Source organism: Parvimonas sp. D9, assembly GCF_035282565.1.
Lineage (GTDB): Bacteria > Bacillota > Clostridia > Tissierellales > Peptoniphilaceae > Parvimonas > Parvimonas micra.
This window is the reverse complement of record NZ_JAYKBM010000016.1, coordinates 1-1,686: the sequence shown is the minus strand read 5'-3', so window position 1 is coordinate 1,686 and position 1,686 is coordinate 1. Positions and strand designations below refer to the sequence as shown.

Annotated in this window: 2 protein-coding genes; both read left to right on the top strand. The window is 28.9% G+C overall.

Features of this window, described 5'->3' with window-relative positions:
- Window positions 1-149 precede the first annotated feature (149 nt).
- Window positions 150-326: a subtilosin A family bacteriocin gene (locus VJI94_RS07760; protein ID WP_004633836.1), complete on the top strand. Its 177-nt coding sequence runs from the start codon at window positions 150-152 to the stop codon at window positions 324-326.
- A gap of 101 nt (window positions 327-427) precedes the next feature.
- Window positions 428-1,686, top strand: a 1,259-nt coding sequence (locus VJI94_RS07755) for a radical SAM protein (protein WP_324008925.1), incomplete at its 3' end; no start/stop codon positions are given.

Below are 1,686 nucleotides of genomic sequence, written 5' to 3'. Positions count from 1 at the left end.
TAAAGAAGAGATATCAGTTTTTTTTTACAAAAAAAGAAACCTATAAGTTGCTTTTTTAAATTAATAGTAGTATAATAATATAAAAGATATGCAAGATTAACATTTTTGTTAATCAAGGTGGATAGGGACAAAAAAACAGGAGGTAGACTATGAAGACTGATATGAATATTATGGTAGATATTGATAACAAAGAAGTTGAGTTGCCTTTATTTGTGAACAATAAATTTTGTGCAGCTTGTTCTATTGGAGCTGCTTGTTTAGCTGATGGACCTATTCCTGACTTTGAAGTAGCAGCGATAGCTGGGTTGTTTGGAATAGCAGATTAATTGATAGTTAGTCGATTTACATATACTGTAAAATCGAAGGTAAATATTTGATGTGATGAATATGTCCCTATCCATTAGCATATCTGAAAGGGGGAAATGCTTTGAATAAAGAGAGTCGTCAAAAATATTTATCATTTGAAAAAAGCACAAGAATTATATACACAAGTAATAGAATATATTTGACTTTGGATTGCAGGAATATTGGTGGAGATGTTCAGTTTATTGAAATAAATAATACATCAGTTAATATAATCAGAAGTATATGTAGAAATGGTAAAACTTTTGATTTAGTAGAGAATGTATTAAAAGATATGAGGCTACCTTCTAAGTATAGAGAAATAATAGATGGTTTTATTGCTCATCTTTTTAAACAAGGCTTTTTAAAATATATAAGTTGTGAGGATGAAGTATTTTTTAATGTTGAAGAATTACATAGTGATAGAGAGTACTTTTTAACACATGCTACAATAGAGTTAACAGACAGATGTAATTTAATGTGTAAGCATTGCTATATGTCTGCAAGCAGTAAAAATAAAAATTTTATCACCTATCAAAATTTTGTTGAAATTTGTGATCATCTTATTGAACAGGGAGTTTATAGTTTAGAACTCACAGGGGGAGAAGTTTTTGAAAATCCAGAATTCGATAAGATTTTACAATATGCTTTATTAAAATTTACAATAGTAGGAGTGTTGACTAATGGGACTAGATTTATAGAAGAAGATGTTTTTGGTTTGTTGTGTGAGCATAAGCATAAATTAGTTGTTAGTATTTCGATAGATAGTGTAAATCCTGAGAAACATGATAGATTTAGAGGAGTTACAGGCTCTTGGAGGAGAAGTGTTGATACGATAAAAAGGTTAGTTGGAGCAGGAATAAAGGTTCGCATTGCGTCGAGTATTTTTGAAGATAATATGTGGGAAATTGATCAGTTAGCTAAATTAAGTGTAGAATTAGGAGTTAAAATATTTAGCTATAATTTTATTGAAGATTTTGGAAGAGGTAAGAGTTTTAATAAAACAAAATCAGTACAAAAAAATAATGAATTTCTTTCGTATGTATATAATGTTATTGAAAAGTATAAAGATATTATACAAGTGGTTGAAAAAGATAGTTATGAGAGAAGCAAAGGTAATTGTGGAGCTGGAACATCATCTGTTGCGATTAGTGCAAAGATGGATATTAGACCTTGTGTTTTAGCACCAATGAGCTTTCGTATAGGAAATGTATCATCAAAATTAGAATTTAAAGAAGATATATTAAAAAAGATATTGAGTTTAAAAGCACCAAGCATAGAAAATGGTTGTAATAAGAATTGTAAGTATCTTTATAAATGTAGAGGATGTTATATAAGAGCTTT